Here is an 18,133-nt window from a genome sequence, read left to right on the forward strand (position 1 = left end):
TGAAAAGATCGCCACATGGCATCCCCAACCGCTGCTTCGCAGCGCACAGAGGAAACCGAAGGCGACGTCACCTACGTGCGCACCGACAAGGATCTGCCCCCGGTGGCGATCATCGACCGGTCGCCGATAACCGCCAGACACCGGATCGTCTTCGGGATCGTCGCCGTGCTCGGCGCGCTCGCCTGGGCGGTGATCGCGTTCTTCCGCGGCGAAACGGTCAACGCGGTCTGGTTCGTGATCGCCGCGATCTGCACCTACGTCATCGGATTCCGGTTCTACGCCCGGCTCATCGAGATGAAAATCGTTCGCCCGCGCGACGACAACGCCACGCCCGCCGAGTTATTCGAGAACGGCACGGATTACATGCCCACCGATCGCCGGGTGTTGTTCGGCCACCACTTCGCCGCGATCGCCGGCGCCGGTCCGCTTGTCGGCCCCGTCCTCGCGATGCAGATGGGCTACCTGCCCGGCACCATCTGGATCATCATCGGTGCCGTTCTCGCCGGCTGCGTGCAGGACTATCTCGTGTTGTCGATCTCCACCCGGCGCCGCGGCCGGTCACTCGGGCAGATGGCCCGCGACGAACTCGGGACGATCGGCGGGGTGGCCGCGATCGTCGGCGTACTCGTCATCATGGTGATCCTGCTGGCGGTGCTGGCGTTGGTGGTCGTCGGCGCCCTCGCCGAAAGTCCGTGGGGCGTCTTCTCGATCGCGATGACGATCCCGATCGCGATCTTCATGGGGTTGTACCTGAGGTTCTTTCGCCCCGGCCGGGTATCGGAGGTGTCGCTAATCGGTGTCGGCCTGCTGCTGCTCGCGGTCGTCGCCGGCGGGTGGGTCGCCGAAACATCATGGGGCACCGACTGGTTCACCTTGTCGAAGGTGAGCCTGTCGTGGGCCATCATCGTGTACGGCTTCGCCGCCTCGGTCCTGCCCGTATGGCTGCTGCTGGCCCCCCGCGACTACCTGTCGACGTTCATGAAGGTCGGCACCATCGCCCTGCTGGCGGTGGGCATTCTGCTGGCCCGCCCGGTCATGGAGGCACCGGCGGTCTCGGCGTTCGCCGGCCAGGGCACGGGTCCGGTGTTCGCAGGATCACTGTTCCCCTTCCTGTTCATCACGATCGCCTGCGGTGCGCTGTCGGGGTTTCATGCGCTGATCTCGTCCGGAACCACGCCCAAGCTGTTGGAGAAGGAAGGACAGATGCGGCTGATCGGCTACGGCGGCATGCTCACCGAGTCGTTCGTCGCGATCATGGCGCTGATCACGGCGGCCATCCTCAACCAGCACCTGTACTTCGCGATCAACGCGCCTGCGGCGTCGACAGGGGCCACGGCCGAAACTGCGGCGGCGTACGTCAACGGACTGCCGATCGACAGCCCACCGATCAGTGCCGACGACATCACCAGAGCCGCCGAAAGCGTCGGCGAAGAGTCGATCGTCTCCCGCACCGGTGGCGCGCCGACGCTGGCGTTCGGCATGTCCGAAGTGCTGAGCAAGGTCTTCGGCGGTGACGCGCTCAAAGCGTTCTGGTACCACTTCGCGATCATGTTCGAGGCGCTGTTCATCCTCACCACCGTCGACGCGGGCACCCGGGTCGCCCGGTTCATGCTCTCCGACGGCCTGAGCAACCTGGGCGGCCCGTTGCGAAAGCTCAAGGATCCGAGTTGGCGTGTGGGAGCGTGGATCTGCAGCCTGATCGTGGTGGCGGCGTGGGGCAGCATCTTGTTGATGGGTGTCACCGATCCGCTCGGGGGCATCAACACGCTGTTCCCGCTGTTCGGTATCGCCAACCAGTTGCTGGCGGCGATCGCGCTGACGGTCGTGACGGTGGTCATCGTGAAGAAGGGCCTGCTGAAATGGGCTTGGGTGCCGGGCATCCCGTTGTTGTGGGATCTGACGGTGACGATGACGGCGTCCTGGCAGAAGATCTTCTCGGGCGATCCCAAGGTCGGCTACTGGACGCAGCACTTCCAGTATCGCAACGCCAGGGATGCCGGTGAGACGGCGTTCGGCGCGGCGAAAGACGCCGACCAACTCGACGCGGTCATTCGCAACACCTTCATCCAGGGCACGCTGTCGATCGTGTTCGCGCTGTTGGTTCTGATCGTGTTCCTTGCCGGGGTCATCATGGTGATCCGGGCGGTTCGCGGCACCGCCCTGCCGTCGACCGAAGACGAACCGGTGCCCTCGCGGCTGTTCGGGCCGAGGGGCCTCATCATGACCAAGCCGGAGAAGGAGGTGCAGAAGCAATGGGACGCGTTGTCGAAGTCGCACGCAAGTTCGGTTGGCACTGGGGCACGTTGATAGGCGACCTGATGGGCGACACCCACTACCGTCGCTATGTCGAGCACCGGATGCGCATCCATCCGGGTGAACCGGTGCTCTCCGAACGGGATTACTGGCGGATGCGCCACGCCGCGGCTGACGCCAATCCAATCGCGCGCTGCTGCTAGCGAGGTGACAGCGAATAGCGGATCGGCAGATGCTTGAGCCCGCCCACGAAAGTCGTTGCGACGAACTGGGGTTCGCCGGCCAACTCGACCGCTTTCAGGCGCGGCAGCAACTCGGTGAAAAAACTGTTCACCTCCATGCGGGCCAACGCGGCCCCCAGGCAGAAGTGCACGCCGTAACCGAACGCGATGTGCTTGTTGGGGTCGCGCCCGACGTCGAAGCGGAAGGGGTCGTCGAAGACGTCCTCGTCGCGATTACCCGAGACGTAGGACAACAGAACCGATTCCCCAGCCGCGATCGATACACCGCGGACTGTGGTGTCCTCGGCGGCGGTACGCATGAAGGCCTTCACCGGCGTGACCCAGCGGATCATCTCTTCAGCCGCCAGTGGCATCAGCCCAAGATCGGTGCACAGCCGCTGACGCTGGTCGGCATTCTCGATGAGCGCCAGCGTCCCTCCGGATATGGTCGCGCTCGTCGTGTCATGTCCTGCCGCGGCGATGATCGCGTAGTACGAGATCGTGTCGATGTCCGACAGCGGTTCACCGTCGACCGTCGCGTTGGCGATCGCCGATGCCAGATCATCGGTCGGGTTCTCGCGGCGTGAGGCGGTCAGCGCGGTGAAGTACTCGAACATCTCGAGCAACGCCGACATCTGCTCGGCCGGGTCGGTACTACGTTTGAATTCGTCGTCGTCGCTGCCGAACAACTCCTGAGTGAGCTTGAGCATCAGCGGGAAGTCCGACTCCGGGATGCCGAGCAACGACATGATGACGTAGAGCGGGAAATTGACCGCGACCTGTTGGACGAAGTCGCACTCGGGCCCGATCGCCATCATCTTGTCGACGTACACCTTCGCGAGTTCGTCGACGCGAACTTTCAACGCGCGCATCGCCTTCGGCCGGAACCAGTCGGCGCCGATCGCCCGCACGACGCGGTGCTGCGGGTCGTCCATGTGGATCAGGGTGCGCACGCCGATGGCCGCCTGCTGTTCGTCACCCTCCTCGGTGACCAATACCGGTCGCGGGGAGTTGGTGAACAGCATATTCGCCCGTTCGATCTCCATGATGTCCGCGTGTTTCGTGATCGCCCAGAACGGGCGGTAGTTCGGCACATCGACCCACGACACGGGGGCATTCACGCGCAGATGCGTCAGCGACTCATGCAGTTTGGCCTCGTCGGTGTAGGCCCGCGGGGTGGCGAAGACCTTGGCCGCTTCGTCCATCATCGGTGTGCTCACGAGCAACTCCTCTGGAGAACTGTCATCTGCCGCGCAACTCCTTCAGCACCTGGGAGACGGTCTTTTCGGCAACCGACGAGGGGAAGCCGATCATCACCCGGTCGATCAATCCGTCGCAGCGGTCCCGGATCTTCGCCGCCAGCTTGTCGATCGGCGCGACGACTGCGAACGCCTCGAGGATCTCGTCGTCGATCAGCGTGCCCATCGCATCCCACTGCCCCGCCAGGCTCAACCGGTGCAATTCGGTGTGCAGATCGCCCCAGCCGTGCAACTCCAGAACCTTGCGATAGGCCGGAGTCGACCCGTAGAACGCGATCTGCTTGCGCGTGGCGGCGGCGGCCGCGGTGACGTCGCGGTCCTGCTCGCCGGTGACGACGAAGATCGGACAAGACACCTGAAAGTCGCTGCGCTGGCGGCCCGATCGGGCCATTCCGCGCTGCAGCGCCGGCGTGGTCACCTCGGCGAAATAGCGCTTGGTGGTGAACGCGTGCGCCAGAATCCCGTCGGCCACCTCGCCGGCCAACTCCGTCATCGCCCCACCGACCGCGGCGAGGAACACCTTGGGCGCACTGTAGTCGTGCGGTTCGGGCGTGAACATCGGTGTCATCAGCTTGTGCGTGTAGAAGTCACCCTCGAACTCGAGCCTGGTGCCATCTCGCCAGCACGCCCAGATCTCGCGCATCGCGACAACGAATTCGCGCATGCGGCGCACCGGGTGACTCCACGGCATGCTGAACCGCTTCTCGATGTGCGGCTTGATCTGGGAGCCGAGACCCACGATGAGCCGGCCGCGCGAGTAGTCCTGTAGGTCCCAGCCGATGTTGGCGATTGTCATCGGATTACGTGCGAACGCGACCGCGATGCTGGTTCCCAGTTCGAGGGTGTCGGTGTGCTCGGCCGCGAGGGTCAGCGGCAGAAACGGGTCGTGGTTGACCTCGGCCGTCCAGCACCCGTCATAGCCGCGTCGTTGCAGCGTGCTCGCCGCTTTCGCGACGTTGGCGAGCTGACTGGAAACCGCCCCGTCGACCTTCAGGCCGGCGCCGCTAAGCATGGTCGTAGACGCTACAGTAAGCGATTCAGTATGGTCAACGCGGACATCCGAGTGCAACGATCGCCGTGCGGAGACAGGAGTTGTGATGGCCGAGGCAGAAGGCTGGGAGCACACGCTCGACGAGTTGTCCCGTCGACGCCGGCATGCCCACGGCATGGGTGGCGCCGAGCGACTGGCAAAGCACCACGGCAAAGGCAAGCTCGACGCCCGCGCGCGCATCGAGCATCTCCTGGACAAGGGCAGCTTCCGCGAGTTCGGCACGCTGGTCGGCGGAGACATCGCCGCCGACGGCATCGTCGCCGGCTCCGGATTCGTCGACGGCAGGCCGGTGATGGTCGGCGCCGAGGACTTCACGACGCTGGCGGGCAGCATCGGCCCCGGCGGGAACGCCAAGCGTTATCGGTTGGCGGAGTTGGCGTTGCGCGACAGGGTACCGCTGGTGATGCTGCTCGAGGGCGCGGGCTTTCGGCCCAGCGGTGAGCACTACGGCCGCACACCGACCGACCTGCTCGCGCAGGCGCAGTGCTCGGGCAAGGTACCGATGGTCGCCGGCCTGTTCGGGCCGTCGGCCGGCCACGGCGCACTCGTCGCCCCCGTCTGCGACTGGACGGTCATGAGCAGTCAGGGCGCAATCTTCACTGCGGGGCCGCCGGTGGTGAAAGAGTCGACGGGCGAGGAGATCTCGAAAGAGGACCTTGGCGGGCCGGCCGTGGCGCTCGCCAGCGGCGTCATCCACAACTTCGCCGACGACGACGAAGCCGTGCTCGACGACATCCGTCGTTATCTGTCCTACTTCCCGTCCAGTGCGTGGTCGTATCCGGAATCGCTTGCCGACGATGCCGAACCGCGGACGACGTCCGAACTGCTCGATATCGTGCCCCGCGGCAACCGGCGCGTGTACGACATGCGACGGGTGCTCGACGTGGTGTTCGACCGCCCCGACTGGTTCGAGGTCCAACCGAAGTTCGGCGCTGCCATCATCTGCGCGCTGGCCCATCTCGGCGGCCACCCCGTCGCGGTGGTGGCGAACCAGCCACAGGTCCTTGCCGGTTCGATCGATGCCGAGGCCGCCGACAAGGCCGCACACTTCATCGCGGTCGCCGACTCGTTCCATCTGCCGATCGTGTTTCTGGCCGACAATCCCGGCATGCTGCCCGGCAGCCGGTCCGAGAAGAGCGGTGTGCTGCGCAGCGGAGCGCGGATGTTCGCGGCGCAGACTGCCGCAACGACGATCAAGCTGCACGTCACGTTGCGCAAGGCCTACGGCTTCGGCTCGATGGTCATGTCGCTGTTGGGGTTTGACAACCAGAGTGCGACGTTCGCCTACCCCGGAGCGACGATGGGTGCGATGAGCGCGGCCGCGCTCAGCAAGGCTTCCCACGCCGCCGAGGATGTCGAGGCACGCCTTCGGCGGATGGAGGTCGAGGCGTCGTTCCGATCGGCCGGCCACCTCGGCTTCGACGAACTGATCCATCCCGAGGAGACCCGCAACGCGTTGATGTCGGCGCTGCAGCGGGCGGTCTACAGCCGCCAGGCCGCCGCCGAGCCGGTGTCGCGCACGGTGATCACGCCGTAGGCGCTGGCGATTTCGGTGTAGTTGGTTGCGCTCACCGCAACTGCCGACACCGAAATCGCTCTCAGGACTCTCACGAAGCGCGGTAGGCGGCGACGATCGGCTCGAGCTCGTCGGGGGTGGCGCCGTGCATGATGAGCGCGTCGGCGCCGTAGTCGAATTCCTTGCGAATGCGGTCCACGCACTGCTGCGGTGAACCGGTGGCCGCAGGTTCGAGCCATTCGGCGGGAATCAGCGTGGCGATGTGCTCGATCTGCTCGGCACTCGCCTTGTGGTCGATACCGCCGGGGATGGACTGCACCACCTTGTCGTCCCGGAAGCGCTGCAGCACAGCAGGATCCCAGCCGTTGGTATTGACCAGCAGATCGCCGTAACCCTGCAGATAGGTGGCCAGCCGGGCCACCGTCTTCTTCAGCCGCAGCTCCTCGGGCAGGTGGTCGCCGACCGTGGCGAAACAGGACCACACCCGCACACTCGCCGGGTCGCGGCCGGCCTGTTCGGCGGCGTCCTTTACGCTCTTGACGGCACGCTGCAGCGTCTCCGGCGTGAAGTAGGTGTGCAGAATGACATCGTCGAAAGCCCGCCCGCCCAGGGCGAGCGTCTGCGGCCCGAACGCCACGATCGCCAGCCGGATGTCCTCCTTGAAATCGGGGTCGAGGAAGAGCACCTGATACTTGCCGATCGGTCCGTCGTGGTTGAAGATCACCTCGCCGTTCCAGAGCCTGCGCATGACATGGGCGAAATCCTCCATCTGCGCCGTGGTCACCGACGGGATGCCGAACGCCCCGTACATCGCCGCCACCCCACGGCCGACGCCGAGAGTGAACCGGCCCCCGGAGAGCCGGTGCATCGTGGTCGCCCACGAGCCGGTGATCAACGGATGGCGGGTGTTGTGATTCGTTGCCGCCGTAGCGATCTGCATCCGCGTGGTCACCGCGCACGCCGCGCCGACCAGCGACGACGCCTCCTTGACGTTCCACCGCTCGGAGATGAAAGCGGTGCCGAACCCGAGCTGTTCACCGCGGCGGGCCTCGTCCATCAGCGTGGCCGGGCCTTCTCCCCCGGCGCCGGCCAGCAGGTAGTAGCCCAGTTCGTCGAGCACCCGATCCGTCACGCCCAGACTCCTTGTTTGTAGCCGCAGTTCCACACTTCGACGATCCTGCCGTCGACCACCCTGAAGATCTCCATGCTGCCGATCGTCGTCTCCGTTCCGTCCTTGAGCTTCATCGGCGACTGGTAGAGGATCGCAACGTGCTCGCCGTCGTCGCCGGCCACCACCAGGTTCAGGTCGAACCGGATGCGCTCGGAGACCTCCCACATGTCGATGACCCGCCGCACCGCCTGATCGTGAGTGAGGGTGTGCGCTTCGCCTACCTCGTGACGAATCACCGTGTCGCCCAACAGCTCCTCGGCTAGCGCGAAGTCGCGCTGATTCCATACCACCAGGTTGTACAACTCCACCACCTCGCGGGCAGACCGGGTCACCCGAACACCTCCAGGGCGTCGATCGCGTCGATGGCCGCGACCGCCCGGTCGGTGAGCGTCAGGCACAACCGCCGGGACCGGTCGGGCATCGTCGCCCACCCGTTGAGTGTGATCACCGGCAGGACCATCAGATAGACGGCTGCGTACCGGTATTGCCGCCATGCCTCGTCGAATCCGTAATCGGTGACGCCGTGCGCCACGACGTGGTCGAGATACTCGCGCAGGAGTGCCTGGTCATGGCCCGCCCTGACCGCAGCCGGCAAGCCCTGAGTCACGAGGTAGGCCACATCGGCAGCGCCCGCGCCACGGGCGGTGAACTGGAAGTCCACCACCTTCATCTGCTCGGCCGCGAAGAACAGGTTGTCGGCGCGGATGTCGCCGTGCAAGAGCATGTCGCGTTCGGTGAGCACGGGCAGTGCCTCCACCGCGCGTTCAGCGAACCGCTCGGCGAATGCGGCCACCGCCGCGGGCACCGCTTTCTCGGTGTGCGCGCGGTAAACCTCCCAACCCGGCCCGAAGGCCGGCACCAGCAGGTCTCGGGCGATCGGCGTATCGATGCTCGGAAACTGCTGTATCGCAGTCGAATTGGGTCGTCTGCATGACCATGCGTGCAGTCCGGCCAGTTGGCCGATGCAGGTGCGGGCACGTTGCATCGAGAGGCCCGCCAGATGGTCGGCGTTGTCCCAGTCCCCGAGGTCTTCGAGCAGGAGTACGAAGTCGACGCCGTTGTCGGCCACCCGTGCCGTGTACACGCGTGGAGTCTGCATCGGGGTGCGTCCGGCTATGTCGCGATAGAACGCCAGCTCGCGCCGGTAACCGCCCAGCAGCTCCATCGCGCCGCGCGCCTCCGACACCGCGGGCAGCTTGGCGATCAGGGTGGGCGGCACCTCGCTGCCGGTCAGGTGCAGCCGGTACAGCAACGACGAGAACCCGCTGTCCATCGCAATCTGCTCGGCGCGAACAGCTCTCACGATCGCAGTGCCCATGCCGGCGTCGTCGCGAAGCGCTTCGGTCAACCAGGCGGCGTCCACGTCGTCGATGCCGGCCGGTACCGCGGCCGTGCTCGCTGTCATGAAACGCTCCGCTGCCGACTGGCCGTGGCGAGGAACCGCTCGGAGGCGGCCCGCACCCCACCGGCGAACAGGTGCCCTACGTGGCTGCCGCGATGCCAGTACAGCTCACCGCCCCAGCGTTCGTGCAGCCGCTCGGCGGGTTCGCGTCGGGCCATCTGGTCATGCCATGCCCCGACGATCAGCCGCCGTTCGGGCGGTGGTGAAGGCTGCAGCGGGTGATAGTCGACGAGCGACATCATCTGCTCGACGGGTTCTGAGCGCAGCAACTCGATGGTGTCGTGCACCGACGGTCCCCACCTGCTCAGGTGCGCGGCGATCATCGCGTTGAGCCCGAAGATCGGGGTGTACACGGCGACGGCGTCCACCTCCTCGAGATGGGCGACCAGGCCCGCCACCGGACTGCCCATCGAAACACCCGACACCGCAAGGGTACTGGCCTGCGGCCGCAGCCAGCGGACCACCGCCCGCACCTCGGAGACCGCCCTGAGCACGCCGGCCAGGTTGTTCAGCGGGTCCATGTTCGGATAGGTCGGCCACCGGCGACGCCGGACCCCGCAGCCGGGCTGGACCGGCAGCGCGATGTTGTACCCGAGCCGGTCCTGAAGCCGCCGAGCCCGGGAGAACAGGAGATCCATCGGCCTGCCCTGCCCGGCGCCGTGCACCCACACCAGCCACGGCCGCGTCTCGTCACCGTGTCGGCACAGGTGCACCACCGCCGTCGCCGGTCCGCCGAATTCGGCCAGCGGTTCCGGAAGATGCGGATCATGTTCGAAGACCAGCTGCTCGTACCGGTCTCGCCCGAAACGACGTCGCCGGATCGCCGTCGGCTGCAACGGATCCGGTTCGGCGTGTACAGCCGACGATGAGGGCGAAAGCTGCTGCGCCACGGTCACACAAGAGTCGAGCGAGCGCTCCAGCTTCGGCGGTGGCGCGGCCAAGGTCATGCCGGTCAGCGCCAACTCGTCGAGCACGACCTCACCCAGCTGTCGAACACCGCCCACGGAGACTGGTTTCCAGTCATCTTCCCGCAGCGCGGCATGGGCACGCGGCACCACGCCGGCGAAGTCGCGGCCGATGCGGTACGCGCGCTCGGTCGCTCTCATGAAAGCTTGAACCCGGTGTAGCCGGCCTCGGCGATCTCGTCGCAGCGCCGCCGGTACTCCGGAATGCCTGCGGTGTAACCCATGTACATCCGCTTCTTGCCCGGCACGTTGCCGCCGTTGTACCAGGAGTTGCACGTCGGATGGGCGAGCACCGTCGGCGCCACGAGGGACGTGGTGTGTTCGACCCAGTCTCGCTGCGCGTCCGGCAGCGCCTCGATGGTGCGGTACCCGCTGGCCCGTACGTACGCGATGCAATCGCCGATCCACTCCACGTGCTGTTCGAGTGCGGTCACGAAATTGCTTGCCGGCGCCGGACTTCCGGGCGCCTGCACGATGAACAGGTTCGGGAAGCCGGCGACCGCGATCCCGAGGTAGGTGTAGGGCCCCTCGGAAGTCCAGAAGTCACCGAGCGAGGTACCGTCGCGGCCGGTGGTGGCGATGCGGGTGAGGGCCCCGGTCATCGCGTCGAAACCGGTGGCGTAGACGATCACATCCAGCTCGTGGCTGCCCTGCTCGGTGCGGATGCCCGTCGGGGTCACCTCGGTGATCGGCCCCTTGCGCAGGTCCACCAGCGTCACGTTGTCGCGGTTGAACGTCTGGTAGTAACCCTGGTCGATGATCGGACGCTTACACCCGAACGGATGCGTCGGCGTCAGCGACGCCGCCGTCTCGGGGTTCTCGACGATGTGCGCCACGGCCTCGCCGTACAGCTTGGCGGCCATCTGGTTGGCTTCGATGTCGAAGAACACGTCACCCCAGCTGAGCGCACCGATCACACCACCCTCCTCGACGGCACGTACCTGCTCTTCGCGGGTCGCCGACTTCAGCGGGGGTTTGGCCAGCATCTCGAACATCACCGAGAAAGCGCTGAGCCGGGCCGCCCCTACGGCGTGCTCACGCTGCGCCGTGCGGATTTCGGCGTAGTTCGCTTTCAATTCGTCGAGTTCACCGTCGTCGAACCGGCGCACTCGCCAAGGCAGCGTGTAGGCGGGCGAACGCTGGAACACGGTGAGGTGGCCGGCCTCCTCAGCGACGACCGGGATCAGCTGTACACCCGTGGAGCCGGTGCCGATCACGCCGATCCGCTTGCCGGTGAGATCGACGCGCTCCTTCGGCCACCGGCTGGTGAACAGCGACAGCCCTTCGAACGTGTCCATGCCGGCGATGTCCGGATCCAGGGGCACCGACAGGATGCCGGCCGCCGCGACGACGAACGACGCGACGAACGACTCCCCCGCCGCTGTCCGCACCCGCCACTCGGCGGCGGCTTCGTCGAAGCACATCGACTCGGCCTCGCAGCCGAAGCGGATGTCGCGCCGCAGATCCAGGCGGTCGGCGACGAAGTTCAGGTACGCCTCGATTTCCGGTTGAGCGGGCATGGTCTCCGTCCACACCCACTCCTGCTGGATCTCGTCGGAGAAGCTGTAGGAATACTCGATGCTCTCGATGTCGCAACGAGCTCCCGGGTACCGATTGAACAGCCAAGTGCCTCCGACGTTCTCCGCCTTCTCGAGAACGACGACCCGCAGCCCCTGCTCCCGCAGTCGGTGCAGCGCGTAGAGACCCGAGAAACCGGCGCCGATAACGATCGCATCGAAGCGGGCCGGACTGGAAGCACTCACGGATCGTCACCTCACGTTCGCGGAATCAGAGATACTGTAATGATTACAGTATCTAGACCGAGCTGCGGGTCCGTTTCGATGACGCGAGACTGCGGAGTCCGACCGTCAGCGGGATGACGCGCCTGAAGCCGCCAACCGTTCCTGGCGGCGCTGCTCGTAGTGAGCGGCCCGGTCGTCAACGAGGTCGAGGAAGGCCGCCAGTTCGTCGCGCGCGTGTGCACCCCGGCCGTCCAGATCGTCGCGCTCGAACACCTTCCAGAACCGCAGCACTGGACGCAACACATCGTCGAGATGCGAACGCAGGTCGTAGATGCCCGCCTTGGCGATCGTCACGGCGTTCTCGGCGAAACCGGGCATCGTGCTGCCTGGCATCTGGAAGTTGATGACTTCATGAGCGATCGCCACCATGGTTTCATTCGGCGCGATGTCGAGCGCCGCGTCGACCAGGTTCCGGTAGAAGACCATGTGCAGGTTCTCGTCGGTCGCGACGCGGCTCAGAAGTTGTTCGGCGACAGGACATCCAGAGGCCCGTCCGGTGTTGCGGTGGCTGATGCGCGTCGCCAGCTCCTGAAAGGACACATAGGCCAGCGCCTCCAGCATCGACTTGTCGCCCGAGTCGTAACCGGCGGCCGTGTGCACCATGCGACCACGCTCGAGTGCGACAGGATCGACGCCGCGGGTGACGATGAGATAGTCGCGGATCGCGATGCTGTGACGTGCCTCCTCGGCCGTCCACTGACCGACCCACTGGCCCCAGGGCCCGTCGAGCCCGAACCGCATGGCGATCTCGCGGTGATAGGAGGGGAGGTTGTCCTCGGTCAGCAGGTTCACGACCATGGCGGCCTTCGAGACCTCGTCGAGGGGCGAATCCTCGGGAACCCAGTCCTGCCCGCCGAGCAACGCGAAGTCTCGGCCGCGGCTCCATGGCACGTAATCGTGCGGATTCCAGGATTTCGCCATCGCATGGTGGCGGTTCAGATTCGCCTCTACCACCGGCTCCAATTCGATGAGCAGCGCCTCTTGGGTTGTCGTCATCAAGACTCTCCCGTCGCCAACATCTGCGGATGTGGAACCTACGCTAGCGTAGGTTCCCAAGACGCGAGGGGCGTATCGCAGATTGCCCGCAAACGAATGCCATCCGGGCTCATTCGGGCGAACGCTCACACGTGACCTTCTGTGCACCGATGCTGAAACATCTACTGTAAGATTTTCCGTATAGAGGCAGGCAGAGGAGGCGACGTGAAAGTCCCGTTCACCTGGAAGGTCACCGGCTGGTTCATGATCGGCTGGTCCGCGGAGTTCCCGCAGGGCGAGGTCCGGCCGCTGCGCTATTTCGGCGATGACCTGGTGGCCTACCGCGATGAGGCCGGCGACTTGCATCTGCTGTCCGCGCACTGCCGCCACCTCGGTGCCCACATCGGCCACGGCGGCAAGGTCGTCGGCGACTGCGTGGAATGCCCTTTCCACGGCTGGCGCTGGGGGCCCGACGGCACCAACCGCTACATCCCCTATCAGCCGGACCGGCCCAACAAGGCGCTGCGCCTGCGCGTCTACCCGGTCGTCGAGCAGTACGGCTGCGTGTTCGCCTGGCATCAACCGGACGGCAAGGAACCGCAGTGGGAAATGCCCGACCTGTTTCACAAATTCCCGCAGTTTCCCACCGACCCCGATGCGTATTACCGCCCGTACCCTGAGTTTTCAAGTCGTGCCGAACGCGAGCCGGTGCACCCTCAGATCGTCGCGGAGAACGGTCCCGACAGCGCCCACTTCCACTACGTCCACGGCGCCACGGTCACCCCCGTGTGCCTCAATTGGGAAGCGGTCGACGAGGAATGGCGCTTCCTGACGGGCTGGCCCGACGCGCGCAGCGAGGACCCAGCGAAGATGGCGCTGTACATCCACAGCCACTTCTCCGGGCTCGGCTTCGCCATCAGCGCGTTCGAGGGATCGTCGAACCACCGCCTGATCTTCGCCTGCACACCGGTCGAGGACGGCTACTCGGACATGTTCTATTCGATCTGGTGGCCCCGAGTGCCCGGCGACAGCTCCGACGTGCCGCCGGACCACGTGCGCGAGCAGGTGGAGCGGCAGTTCATGGGCACGGTGTGGGACGACCTCAACATCTGGCGCTACCAGGAGTACATCGAACGCCCCGCATTGTCCAAGGTCGACGCGAAGCCCTATATGGCCATGCGCAAGTGGGCGACTCAGTTTTATGAAGTCCCCGCCACCTCGCCCGGCGAGGTCCCGGCACAGGTATGAGGGTCGATCTGGCCCAGATCGCGGCGCCCGGCCACACCGCGATCGTCACGCAGGAATGCCAGGGCGCGGTCGTCGGCCCCGACACCGGGCTCAAAGCCCTTGCCGACGAGGCCCGTCGCGAGGCCGTTCCCAACATCGAACGGCTGCTGCCCGCCGCCCGCAGCGCGGGGGTGACCGTGGTGCACTGCCTTGTTCAGCGCCGCGCCGACGGGAAGGGAGCCAACCACAACGCGAAGATCTTCTCGTTCGGCGGCGCCGTCGCGATCGCCCCCGGCACACCCGGCGCCGAACTACTGCCGGCACTGGGCCCGGAACCGTCCGACATCGTGCTGCGACGGGGCCACGGCATCGGACCGATGGGCGGCACGGAACTAGACGCGGTGCTGCGCAATCTCGGGGTGACGACGGTCGTCGCCGTCGGGGTCTCGGTCAACGTCGCGATCACCAACCTGGTGATGGACGCCGTCAACGCCGCCTACCACGTCGTTGTGCCGCGCGACGCGGTGGCAGGTGTCCCCACCGACTATGCGAATGCGATCATCGACAACACGTTGTCCCTTCTGGCGACGATCACCACCACCGACGACCTGATCAAGGCGTGGAAGTAGTAGACGAGTGACCGACACCGAGGACGACATCCGCGAATTCGCCAGAGTGCAGCCGACTCTGGGGACTGCGGAGATGGGCCGCTTCAGTGCGGCCGTTCGACGGCTCCAGGACATCGCGGTCTCAACCAACCCCGATGCCGCGCTGTGGGATCACACCGCCGAACTCCTCGAGAACGTGTGCGAGCAACTCGAGCAATACAGGGCACCCGCCGGGGTGGCGTCCGCCGGACGGGCGGACAGCCGCACCGCATATCTTCATGTGGACCACCGGCGGGTGACGCCGATCGATGTGCCGTTGGAGTCGCGCGCCTGGATCGACTCGGTGGACGGGCGGAAACTGTTCGTGAGGGCGGCGATGACCGACCTCGCCGGCAACGTACTATCCGAGGCCAACGGTCTGATGATCAAGTTGCTACCACACCAGCCCTGAGAGGCACGATGTCTGATCCGCTCACCACGCCCACGCCTTCGGGCACCACCGAGTTCACCGTTCCGGCTGCCGCCGACACCGTCGCCGCCGCGATCGGCGACCGCGAGTTCATCATTCAGGGAGACCGTCGCTACACCTACGCGCAGGTCGTCGAACGCGCCAACCGGCTGGCGGCCTTCCTGCACAGCCGCGGCCTTGGATGCCATGTCGAGCGCTCCGAGTTGGCCGGCCACGAGGTGGGCCAGGACCTGCTGGGCATCTACGCCTACAACGGGCCGGAGTACGTCGAGGCGATGCTCGGCGCCTGGCGCGCCCGGGTCGCGCCGTTCAACGTCAACTACCGCTACGTCAAGACCGAACTGCAGTACCTGCTCGCCGATTCCGGCGCCACCGCGCTGCTCTACCACGCCGCGTTCGCGCCGCGAGTCGCCGAGGTGCTGCCGGATCTGCCCAACTTACGGGTGCTGATCCAGATCGCCGACGAGTCGGGTAATGATCTGCTCGACGGCGCAGTCGATTACGAGTCGATCGTCGGATCGGGCGCTGCGGTGCTGCCACCGTTGGAGCCCTCGCCCGACGATCTCTATGTGCTCTACACCGGGGGCACGACCGGCATGCCGAAGGGTGTGCTGTGGCGCCAGCACGACATCTTCATGACCTCGTTCGGCGGTCGTAGCCTCTACACCGGCGAACTCGCCCGCTCGTACGACGACATCACCAAACGGGTCATCGAGGCGCCCGAGTCGCGACTGATGATCCTGCCGCCGCTGATGCACGGCGCCGCACAGTGGGCGGTGATGACGGCGATGACGACGGGCCAGTCGGTCGTGTTCTCCACTGTCACCGAGCGATTCGATGCCGACGAAGTGGTGGCCACCATCGAACGCGAGAAGGTGATGGCCGTGACGGTCGTCGGCGATGCGATGGCGCGACCGCTGGCCGACGCGATCGAACGAACCAACGCCGACCTGTCGTCGCTGGCCGTGGTGGCCAACGGCGGCGCGCTGTTGACCCCGACCGCCAAACAGCGCCTCATCGACATCAAACCGGGATTGATCGTCGTCGACGGGGTCGGCTCTTCGGAGACCGGCGCGCAGATGACGCACATGTCCGCCTCTGGCGCAGTGGCGACCGGCAAGTTCAACGCCGGACCCGACACCTACGTCGCCTCCGAGGATCTCAGCAAGTTGCTGCAACCGGGCCACGAGGGAATGGGGTGGTTGGCCCAACGCGGTTACGTACCACTGGGTTACAAGGGTGACGCGACCAAGACCGCCGCCACCTTTCCGGTGATCGACGGCGTGCGTTACTCCGTGCCCGGCGACCGCGCCCGCCATCTCGCCGACGGGACCGTCGAACTCCTCGGCCGCGATTCGGTCACCATCAACTCAGGCGGCGAGAAGATCTTCGCCGAGGAAGTCGAGACGGCGATCGCCTCGCATCCGGCCGTTTCCGACGTGGTGGTGTCGGGCCGGCCCAGCGAGCGCTGGGGGCAGGAGGTCGTGGCGATCGTCGCGCTGGCCACCGGCGCCAAGGCCGATGCGCAAGAACTCATCGACCACGCCGCGACGTCGATCGCTCGGTACAAGCTCCCGAAAGCCGTGGTGTTCCGGCCGGCGATCGAGCGCAGCCCCGCGGGCAAGGCCGACTACCGGTGGGCCCGCGAGCAGGCGATCAGCGGCGACGCCTGAGCCGACGCCGGGTTCGGTTGCGCGCCAAGCGCAAACCCAGCGCTGTGGTCGCGCGCATGGACGGCGTGAACGGCGGTGCCGCACGGCCGGTGATGGTGAACGGCAGATCCGTGCCGACCACCGTGCGGTGATGGCTGAACGCGTCGAATCCGGCCTTGCCGTGGTAGGCGCCCATCCCGCTGCGCCCAACGCCGCCGAACGGGGCCGCCGACGGAATCATCTGCGCGGCAAAGTCGTTGCGCGCCACACCGCCGCTGCGGGTGCTGCCCACGAAGCGGCGGAAATCGACATCGTCGGGACCGTACCAGTACGCGACCAGCGGTGAGGGCCGCCGGTTGATGTAATCGATCGCCTCACTGAGATCGCGATAGGTCTGCACCACCAGCACGGGCCCGAAGATCTCGTCGCACGCGATCGCCATTCGGTCATCGACGGCGCGCACGATGGTGGGAGCGATCTTTCGGGTGTCGCGATCGGGCAGGGTCTCGCCGGCCGGGGCGACTGTCTCGACCCGCGCTCCCTTGGCGCCCGCGTCGTCGACGAGACCGACCACCCTGTCGTAGTTCGCCGTGTTGACCGACGAACAGTAGTCGTCGTTGCCGATGATGGTCGGAAACATCTCGCGCAGTGTGCGTTTTGCTATGTCTACGAACGTGTCCACCCGATCGTCGGGCACGAAGACATAATCGGGGCAGACACAGACCTGCCCCCCGTTGATCATTCGCGAGCGGGCGATGCGCGCGGCCGCCCGGTTCAGGTCCGCCTCGCGGGAGACCACGACGGGGTTCTTGCCTCCGAGCTCCAGCGTCACGGGTACGAGGTTCTCGGCGGCCGCGCGCTGCACCTGCGCGCCGACGGACGGCGAGCCGGTGAAGAACAGGTGATCGAAGGGCAGCGCGGAGAACGCCGCCGCGACATCTGCCCCGCCGGTCACCACGTCGAGCTCGGCGACGTCGAAGTACCTCGGGGCCAACGACTTCATCAGCGCGGCGGTGTCCGGCGTGATCTCCGACATCTTGATCATGACTCGGTTGCCCGCGGCGAAAGCGGCGACGGCCGGCAGCACCACGAGGTTGAGCGGGAAGTTCCAGGGACCGATGATTCCGACGACCCCCAGCGGCGAGGGGTGCACCTCGGCCCGCAGGCCAAACAGCCGAGCGGCGCGCATCAACCTTGTCGTCTGCATCCACTGCGGTACATGCGATCTGGTGTGCTCGATGACGGAGATCATCCCGAGTATCTCGGTGAACATCGATCCGATTCTCGGCCGGGTGCCGTAGTCGGTGGCCATGGTGTCGACGAATTCGTCGGCGTTGTCCAGCACCAGAGAAACCATCCGGTCGATACGGTCGCGCCGTACCGCGACGGTCGGCGGGCCGTCGGCCAGGAACGCGCTGCGCTGCCGCTCGAGAACGGCCGACATCGCGTCCCGCCCCGTACCCTCGGCGGCGTTCGCCCGAATTGTGCTCTCGCTCATCGCACCACCATCTGTGGAAGTGATTGTCTGAAAGACCGGAATTGTTTACTGTCGTCCTTACAGT

General features: G+C 66.1%; 16 protein-coding genes. 7 read left to right on the forward strand and 9 right to left on the reverse strand.

All coding sequences use genetic code 11. The features are described from left to right. Nucleotides 1-15 precede the first annotated feature (15 nt). Nucleotides 16-2,307 carry a carbon starvation CstA family protein gene (locus tag AU188_RS12125; protein ID WP_059163963.1) on the forward strand — a complete coding sequence of 764 codons (2,292 nt, stop codon included), beginning with the start codon at nt 16-18 and terminating at the stop codon, nt 2,305-2,307. After that, nucleotides 2,253-2,456: a YbdD/YjiX family protein gene (locus AU188_RS24960; RefSeq protein ID WP_082686604.1), complete on the forward strand. Its 204-nt coding sequence runs from the start codon at nt 2,253-2,255 to the stop codon at nt 2,454-2,456. The genes AU188_RS12125 and AU188_RS24960 overlap by 55 nt, the downstream gene beginning before the upstream one ends. Here the strand turns inward: AU188_RS24960 and AU188_RS12130 are convergent. Beyond that, complete coding sequence (locus AU188_RS12130; RefSeq protein ID WP_059163964.1) at nt 2,453-3,679, reverse strand: cytochrome P450; 1,227 nt, start codon at nt 3,677-3,679, stop codon at nt 2,453-2,455. The genes AU188_RS24960 and AU188_RS12130 overlap by 4 nt on opposite strands. Before the next feature lie 37 nt (nt 3,680-3,716). Then, on the reverse strand, nt 3,717-4,745 hold the full coding sequence (locus AU188_RS12135) for an LLM class F420-dependent oxidoreductase (RefSeq protein WP_059163965.1): 1,029 nt from the start codon (nt 4,743-4,745) through the stop codon (nt 3,717-3,719). Nucleotides 4,746-4,830: 85 nt separating this feature from the next. Here AU188_RS12135 and AU188_RS12140 point away from each other — a divergent pair, with 85 nt between their 5' ends. Then, nucleotides 4,831-6,321 (forward strand): acyl-CoA carboxylase subunit beta, encoded by a 1,491-nt coding sequence (locus tag AU188_RS12140; RefSeq protein WP_059163966.1) that lies wholly within the window; start codon nt 4,831-4,833, stop codon nt 6,319-6,321. A 70-nt stretch (nt 6,322-6,391) separates the two neighbouring features. Here AU188_RS12140 and AU188_RS12145 read toward each other — a convergent pair whose 3' ends face one another. The 6 genes from AU188_RS12145 to AU188_RS12170 all read right to left on the reverse strand — a co-directional run bounded on the left by AU188_RS12145 (nt 6,392) and on the right by AU188_RS12170 (nt 12,636). After that, nucleotides 6,392-7,465: a TIGR03857 family LLM class F420-dependent oxidoreductase gene (locus tag AU188_RS12145; RefSeq protein ID WP_502687610.1), complete on the reverse strand. Its 1,074-nt coding sequence runs from the start codon at nt 7,463-7,465 to the stop codon at nt 6,392-6,394. Next, entirely contained in the window at nt 7,429-7,803 is a 375-nt protein-coding gene (locus AU188_RS12150; RefSeq protein WP_059163968.1) for a nuclear transport factor 2 family protein, read from the reverse strand. The genes AU188_RS12145 and AU188_RS12150 overlap by 37 nt, the downstream gene beginning before the upstream one ends. Beyond that, nucleotides 7,800-8,876: a phosphotransferase gene (locus AU188_RS12155; protein WP_059163969.1), complete on the reverse strand. Its 1,077-nt coding sequence runs from the start codon at nt 8,874-8,876 to the stop codon at nt 7,800-7,802. The genes AU188_RS12150 and AU188_RS12155 overlap by 4 nt, the downstream gene beginning before the upstream one ends. Further along, on the reverse strand, nt 8,873-9,979 hold the full coding sequence (locus AU188_RS12160) for an alpha/beta hydrolase (protein WP_059163970.1): 1,107 nt from the start codon (nt 9,977-9,979) through the stop codon (nt 8,873-8,875). The genes AU188_RS12155 and AU188_RS12160 overlap by 4 nt, the downstream gene beginning before the upstream one ends. Then, nucleotides 9,976-11,601 (reverse strand): flavin-containing monooxygenase, encoded by a 1,626-nt coding sequence (locus AU188_RS12165; protein ID WP_059163971.1) that lies wholly within the window; start codon nt 11,599-11,601, stop codon nt 9,976-9,978. The genes AU188_RS12160 and AU188_RS12165 overlap by 4 nt, the downstream gene beginning before the upstream one ends. 105 nt (nt 11,602-11,706) lie before the next feature. Continuing rightward, entirely contained in the window at nt 11,707-12,636 is a 930-nt protein-coding gene (locus tag AU188_RS12170; protein WP_059163972.1) for an acyl-ACP desaturase, read from the reverse strand. Nucleotides 12,637-12,840: 204 nt separating this feature from the next. Between AU188_RS12170 and AU188_RS12175 the strand changes: the two genes are divergently transcribed. Genes AU188_RS12175 through AU188_RS12190 form a run of 4 tightly spaced genes read left to right on the forward strand, consistent with a single transcriptional unit; the run spans nt 12,841 to nt 16,592 of the window. Further along, nucleotides 12,841-13,863 (forward strand): aromatic ring-hydroxylating oxygenase subunit alpha, encoded by a 1,023-nt coding sequence (locus tag AU188_RS12175; RefSeq protein ID WP_059163973.1) that lies wholly within the window; start codon nt 12,841-12,843, stop codon nt 13,861-13,863. Further along, on the forward strand, nt 13,860-14,471 hold the full coding sequence (locus AU188_RS12180; RefSeq protein ID WP_059163974.1) for an isochorismatase family protein: 612 nt from the start codon (nt 13,860-13,862) through the stop codon (nt 14,469-14,471). The genes AU188_RS12175 and AU188_RS12180 overlap by 4 nt, the downstream gene beginning before the upstream one ends. 7 nt (nt 14,472-14,478) lie before the next feature. Then, nucleotides 14,479-14,901, forward strand: a complete 423-nt coding sequence (locus AU188_RS12185) for a hotdog fold domain-containing protein (protein WP_059163975.1) — start codon at nt 14,479-14,481, stop codon at nt 14,899-14,901. Between the two features lie 8 nt (nt 14,902-14,909). After that, the gene (locus tag AU188_RS12190) at nt 14,910-16,592 is read left to right on the forward strand and encodes an acyl-CoA synthetase (RefSeq protein WP_059163976.1); all 1,683 of its coding nucleotides are present in this window, start codon (nt 14,910-14,912) and stop codon (nt 16,590-16,592) included. On the opposite strand, the gene AU188_RS12195 is transcribed toward AU188_RS12190, so the two are convergent. Continuing rightward, nucleotides 16,576-18,069, reverse strand: coding sequence for an aldehyde dehydrogenase family protein (locus AU188_RS12195; RefSeq protein WP_082686605.1), 1,494 nt, complete (start codon nt 18,067-18,069; stop codon nt 16,576-16,578). The genes AU188_RS12190 and AU188_RS12195 overlap by 17 nt on opposite strands. Nucleotides 18,070-18,133: the final 64 nt, after the last annotated feature.

This window comes from Mycobacterium sp. IS-3022, assembly GCF_001500065.1.
Classification (GTDB): Bacteria; Actinomycetota; Actinomycetes; order Mycobacteriales; family Mycobacteriaceae; genus Mycobacterium.